The following is a 6,656-nucleotide window of genomic DNA, read 5'->3' on the forward strand; positions in this document are numbered from 1 at the left end:
ACGTACACACTTGAGAAATGGCCGGAAATATCAAAAGGATTTTGCAATGCAGAATTTCAGCGCCTGGCAATTTTCAAAAAGGATAGGCAATTAATGCTGATTATTAGTATTCCGAAAGGGAAAAAATTAGATGATTTGAATCCAAAAACTACCTTGAATAATCCTACGGTAGATGAATGGAATGCAATAATGAAAAAATATCAGGAAGGGATTGAAGGCACGAAACCTGCTGAGGTTTGGGTGTTTTTTAAACCGATAGAATAGACACTCGTCATCGCGAGGCACGAAGCAATATTAAAATCAAGGCTATTCATTAGAGAATAGAGATTGCTTCGTTCCTCGCAATGGCGACTTAAAGAAATTAAAAAATAATATCATGTTAAGATTAGGGATTTTAGGTTTAGGAGAGGGCAGAAGTACAATTTCTGCATCATTGGCGAGCAAAAAATTTAAGCTCATTCAAATTTGTGATGCCAATAAAAAGCTTTGCGAAGAACGTGCTTTGGAATTCGATTTCCAAAACTGGACAACCAATTATGAAGATATGTTAACCAGTGATAAAATCGATATGATTGCGATTTACACGCCAGACCATATGCATTTTGAGCACATTAAACAAGCGCTTTTGCATGGAAAACATGTGGTTTGTACTAAACCTTTTATTGATGATTTATCGCAGGCAAATGAACTTTTAGAATTGGCTAAAAAATCGAGAAAAAAGATTTTTGTAGGACAAAGTTCACGGTTCTTTGAACCTGCAATGCGTCAAAAGAAAGATTTTGATAAAGGATTAATCGGCGAATTAATTACCATAGAAAGTTATTACCATGCCGACCATCGCTGGTTTTTAGAGAAAGGCTGGTCGCTAAAACAATCTTTCAAATGGTTATATGGTGGTTTAAGTCACCCTGTAGATTTTATTCGTTGGTACATGCCCGATATTGAAGAGGTGATGGGTTACGGCATGTTGAGTGCTAACGGTTTAAAAGCAGGAATAAAAAACCAGGATACAATGCACTTTATTTTTAAGGCCAAAGATGGCAGAATTGCTCGTGTAAGTGGCGCTTATACAGGCCCTACGCAACCTGCAAGTCGCGATAGTGGAATGAGTTGTATTCTCCGCGGAACAGAGGGTGCAAGTCAGGCTGATTACCACGAGTTGCGTTATTCTGTAACCACTAAAACAGGAGAGGAAAAAATTATTACCTGGGGCGATGCCACCCTGAAACATTATTTCCGTTTCGAGGGGCAAAGCCATCACGCCGGAGAATACCAAAACTACCTGGATTATTTCGCCGATAGCATTAACAATAAATTTACGGCTTACCCAGATTTAAAAGAGGGAATTGGAACAGTGGCGCTATTGCAAGCGATGGATAAATCAATGGAAATCGGTTTGCCGGTTAAAATTGATGATATCTTGAAAGCCAACAATATTACCAGGGAATCAATAGGCTTGTAATTTATTGCCACGGAAACACGAATGAACACGGAATGAGTGTGAAATAAAAGTAAGAAAAGCCATCATTGTGAGGCACGAAGCAATCTAATCAGAAGAGATTGCTTCGTTCCTCGCAATGACGGGTGCGCTTAGAAGGGCCAAAGCAGAGTTTCTACGTTAAACTCTCAACCGGCCTAACAAATTTTTGGGGATGCATTGTCAAGGCCTATCCAGAAACTTTAATACAAAAATTTTAAGCCGGCAATTTTGTTTCTTTTGTTGTCAAAAGAAAAAAGCCCGTCCGGCAAGGACAGTACTAACCAAATTAAAATGAACAATATTGTAGAACGATTAACCAGCTTAGACTACCTCATTGTAGTGGCGTACCTGATTATTTTAGTCATCATTGGGTATCGAGCCAGTTTCTCGAAAAAGAATAGCGAAGATGAAACTTTATTCTTGGCTAATAAATCCTTGGGCTGGTCGAGCATTGGCTTCAACATGTGGGGTACCAACGTTGGTCCGTCTATGTTGCTGGCATTTGCGAGTATAGGCTACAGTACGGGTATCGTTGCTGTAAACTTCGACTGGTATGCCTTTATCTTTTTATTCCTGCTGGCGATTGTTTTTGCTCCAAAATATCTGGCTGCGAAAGTGAGTACCATGCCTGAGTTTATGGGAAATCGTTATGGCGATTCTACCCAAAATATCTTAGCCTGGTATGCGCTTGTGAAAATTTTAATCTCCTGGTTATCGCTTGGATTGTTCGCAGGAGGTTTTTTGGTTCGCCAGATTTTAGGAATCCCGATGTGGCAATCTGTAACAGTTTTAGTCGCTTTCGCAGGATTGTTTACCTTTTTTGGTGGATTAAAAGCCATTGCCAAAGTAAATGTTTTCCAAATGATACTGTTAATTGCGGTTTCACTTTCGTTAATGCTTTTAGGCTTAAATAAAGTAGGCGGAATCTCAGCCTTATATGCTAAAACGCCACACCATTTTTGGAACTTAATTCAACCCGCCAGCGACCCAAAATATCCGTGGTATGCCATTTTACTGGGTTATCCTGTTGCCGCAGTAGCCTTTTTCTGTACCGACCAATCTATGGTTCAGTCTGTTTTGGGTGCAAAAAATTTAAAACAAGGTCAACTAGGCGTAAGCTTTATCGGTTGGTTAAAAATTCTTTCCTTGCCGCTATTTATCGGAACGGGAATACTTTGCTATGTGCTCTTTCCAAATCTGAAAGACCCGAACGAAGCGTACATGACCATGGTGACCAGTCTTTTTCCTCCGGGGATGAATGGTCTGGTTATCGTGGTTTTAATCGCGGTTTTGGTTGGCACAATTGGTTCTTCGCTAAACTCATTGAGCACCGTTTTTACGATGGATATCTATGTAAAGAAAATCAATCCTCAGGCTAGCAATAAGCAGATAATTCGTATCGGTAGATGGGCAGTAGTAGCCGGTTGTATTTTTGCAGTAATAGTTGTGCTGGCAATTGATAATATTAAGGGGCTGAACCTTTTTGACGTTTTTCAGTCAGTTTTGGGTTTCATTGCACCGCCACTTTCAGTTGTGTTTCTGTTAACTGTTTTCTGGAAAAGAACAACTCGCAAAGCCGTGAATTTTACGCTTTCGGTTGGGTCGATTCTAAGCTTGGGTGTAGGTGTAACTTACTTATGGATTTTACCATCTAGTGAATATACATTTTGGCCGCACTATTTAATGCTTTCCTTTTACATTTTTGCAGGATTATTGGCCATCGCCATGTTAATTTCATTATTGGATAGGTCGCCAAGCATTTATACAATAAACGAAGCGCATCAATCCAATATCGAAAAACCAGATAAAATGGTTTGGGTTTCGTGGGCAGCTCTAGCCGTAGTAATGATTGGTCTTTATATTGTCTTTAACGGGCATTAATATTTACGTCATTGCGAGGCACGAAGCCATCTCTATTCAGTACTTTTTAATCAGATATTATGAAAAACTTTAACAAAATACTTTTACTACTGCTTTTTAGCTGCTTCGCTCTTCCAACTTTTGCCCAAAAGGCATCCTGGATTTGGTATCCTGGTGATTTCGATATCTACATGAGTAATGTGATGCAAAACCGCCGAACGGAACGCGGTTCGTTTTTTCCGGTATTTTGGAAAATGGATAGCCATTATGTTTTGGTCGATTTTCATAAAGAATTTTCACTGACCCAACCTGAAGAAGTTAAACTTTTTGTGGAGGGAACTTACAACGTAAAAATTGATGGTCAGGCCGTTTCAGGTTTTCCGAAAACTGTTAATATCCCTGCCGGAAAACATAAGCTAAGCCTAAAAGTGTATAGCCAGGGGGCAGTTCCTGCAATTTTTGTGCAGGGAAAAACTGTGGTTTCGGATGAAACCTGGTTGACCACTTTTGAAGATAAGGAATGGATTGACCAAAGTGGTAAGGTTTCAGACAAATCGGGGACCACTTTTGTAACGGCTGGTTCCTGGAATTTAACCGACCCAACAAAGTTGCCATCGCAATTTAAACTACCAACAAAACCACTACAGGCAGTTTCTAAAAAGAAAGCAGAAGCTGGAGCCCTTTACGATTTCGGTAGAGAAACCTTTGGCTTTATTAAGCTGCATGGATTAAAAGGAAAGGGAAGAGCAAGTCTCTATTATGGAGAATCTCCCGAAGAAGCTTTATCAACAGATAAATGTGAAACGTTAGACCATTTGGATATCGATTTGGCTCAGAAAAAAGATTCAATTATGCCACTTTCCAAGGCTTTTCGTTATGTGAACTACCAAGCTAATGGTGGTGTTTCCGTAGATTCTGTTTCCATGCTTTACGAGTATGCGCCTGTAACGGAACGTGGAAGTTTCAAATCATCAGATACGGAACTGAACAAAATTTATGATGTGGCAAAATATACTTTTCATTTAAACACGCGTGAGTTTTTCATTGATGGAATAAAACGCGACCGTTGGGTTTGGAGTGGTGATGCGTATCAAAGTTATCTGATGAATTATTATTCATTTTTCGATGCGCCAACTGTAAAAAGAACTTTACTTGCTCAGCGTGGTAAAGACCCAGTAACAGCGCACATCAATACCATTATGGATTACTCATTTTATTGGTTTTTAGGGATTTATGACTACTATAAGTTTACCGGCGACCAGAAGTTTGTTCAGGATATTTATCCAAGAATGCAATCGCTTATGACTTATATTGATGGCAGAAAAAATAAAAATGGTTTGCTGGAATGGATGCCAGGCGATTGGATTTTTATTGATTGGGCTGATAAACTCAGCAAAGATGGCGAAGTGAGTTTCGAACAATTGTTATATGCCCGAAGTTTAGAAACGATGGCGCTGTGTGCTAAACTGGCAAATGATACTGATGGCGCTGCCAGATATGACAAGCAGGCGAAAGAGCTTAAAGCTAAAATCTTCGAACTGTACTGGAATCAGAGTAAAAATGCCTTGGTGCACAGTAGAATTAACGATAAGCAAACCGATAACGTTACCCGCTATGCAAATATGTTCGGAATTTTCTTCGATTATTTTACGCCTGAACAAAAATTAGGCGTTAAAAATAATGTTCTGCTGAATGATAAGGTAGCTAAAATTACTACACCTTACATGCGTTTTTACGAGTTAGAAGCATTATGCGCCATGGGCGAACAGTCTTATGTATTAAAAGAAATGAAAAACTATTGGGGCGGAATGTTAAAACTTGGGGCTACATCATTCTGGGAAGAATATAATCCTGATAAAAAAGGGGTGGAACATTTGGAAATGTATGGCCGCCCTTATGGAAAAAGTCTATGCCATGCCTGGGGTGCTAGTCCGATTTATTTATTGGGCAAATACTATCTTGGCGTAAGTCCGGTTACCGCAGGCTACGAAACTTATACCATTGAGCCAAGTTTAGGTGGTTTAGAATGGATGGAAGGTAAAGTGCCGACTGCCAATGGCGATATTTCTGTTTACATGAACAAGAAAGAAATCAAAGTGGGTTCAGCAGTTGGAACTGGTACGCTTAAAATTAAAAGTAAATCGAAGCCGGCTGTTAAAGGCGCAGAAGTTAAAGAGATTTCAAAAGGCACCTATGAAATTAAGATAGAAAAAGGGAAGGATTATTTGGTGAACTATAACCCCCCAACCCCCTAAAGGGGGAGCTGAAAAGCAAAATGGAAATTGTAGCTGGTTATTTTTAAATGGGTGGCTAAACTATAGAAAGTCAAAAGCCCCTTTTAGGGGTTGGGGGTTAAACCCCAATCCTTTGCTCAATTTTTTTAACGCATTTATTTGCTTCGCCAAGAATCACATCATTTTCGATCGCCTTATCTGCATTTAAAGCATTTAACATTGAAATGGTTAAACAAGCAATAATGCCATTGTTGCCCCCAATTCCGATAGGAACAGAAATATCAGTTACACCCGAAACTGAATCACTGTTTTTAACATATGAACCTGTTTTCTGAATATCCTCTAAAGAGTTAATAAAATCTTCCTGTTGTGGTTTAGGATACTTCTTAAAAATAGCGTTGTTTCTCAAAGTTGTATTGCGTTCCGCATCTGGCATGTAAGCCAACAAAACCTTACCAGAAGCAGTTAAAGGCAATGGAAAAAGATTTCCCTCCTCAATAGAAAGCGCAATCGGCCCCGGACTTTTGGCATGGATAATCACCATCACCTGGTTCATATACAAAATACTCAAGTGGCAAGATTGACGTATGGTATTTGACAATTCTTCCAATGGAAATTGAGCAGCTTTACGCAATTCATCCATCGGCGAGTGCCTGTGAGATAGGTAAAAAAGCTTTAAAGAAAGCCTGTATTTACCCGAAACTTCATCACGCAAAATATATCCACGACTCTCCAAACTCATTAACATGCGGTAGATTTCGTTCGGTGTTTTTTCAATACCGATAGCAATTTCAGTTTGAGATAGGGGAATGGATTGTGCAGATAAATACTCCAATATATCAAGGCCTTTATCTAAGGCTGGCGCTTGATATTTTGATTCCTTTTCGTTCATACAGGTTTAAATTTGGTCGTAGCGTATTTTTTACAATTTCAAACATACAAAATGCTTTCTTATTTAGCGATTAGAACACATTCTATAATTTTATACAAGATAATATGTTTTCATATTTAAAAAAAATATTTATATTTGAATTACACATAAAAATTAAAGTTAATAAATAATTCAGGCTTTATTAGTTTGA

General features: G+C 38.8%; 5 protein-coding genes. 4 read left to right on the forward strand and 1 reads right to left on the reverse strand.

The window, feature by feature from the left end; translation table 11 throughout:
- The 4 genes from ON09_RS21395 to ON09_RS21410 form a co-directional block, all read left to right on the forward strand.
- A partial coding sequence (locus tag ON09_RS21395) for an L-rhamnose mutarotase (protein WP_010603117.1) occupies positions 1-264 on the forward strand: 264 nt, incomplete at its 5' end.
- 112 nt (positions 265-376) lie between these two features.
- Positions 377-1,462, forward strand: a complete 1,086-nt coding sequence (locus ON09_RS21400) for a Gfo/Idh/MocA family protein (RefSeq protein WP_010603118.1) — start codon at positions 377-379, stop codon at positions 1,460-1,462.
- A gap of 309 nt (positions 1,463-1,771) precedes the next feature.
- Positions 1,772-3,361 carry a sodium:solute symporter family transporter gene (locus ON09_RS21405; RefSeq protein WP_029204540.1) on the forward strand — a complete coding sequence of 530 codons (1,590 nt, stop codon included), beginning with the start codon at positions 1,772-1,774 and terminating at the stop codon, positions 3,359-3,361.
- A 59-nt stretch (positions 3,362-3,420) separates the two neighbouring features.
- Entirely contained in the window at positions 3,421-5,595 is a 2,175-nt protein-coding gene (locus tag ON09_RS21410; RefSeq protein WP_010603120.1) for an alpha-L-rhamnosidase-related protein, read from the forward strand.
- A gap of 97 nt (positions 5,596-5,692) precedes the next feature.
- Here ON09_RS21410 and ON09_RS21415 read toward each other — a convergent pair whose 3' ends face one another.
- The gene (locus tag ON09_RS21415; RefSeq protein ID WP_010603121.1) at positions 5,693-6,466 is read right to left on the reverse strand and encodes an IclR family transcriptional regulator; all 774 of its coding nucleotides are present in this window, start codon (positions 6,464-6,466) and stop codon (positions 5,693-5,695) included.
- Positions 6,467-6,656: the final 190 nt, after the last annotated feature.

The sequence above is a fragment of the Pedobacter agri PB92 genome, from assembly GCF_000258495.1.
Taxonomy (GTDB): Bacteria; Bacteroidota; Bacteroidia; order Sphingobacteriales; family Sphingobacteriaceae; genus Pedobacter; species Pedobacter agri.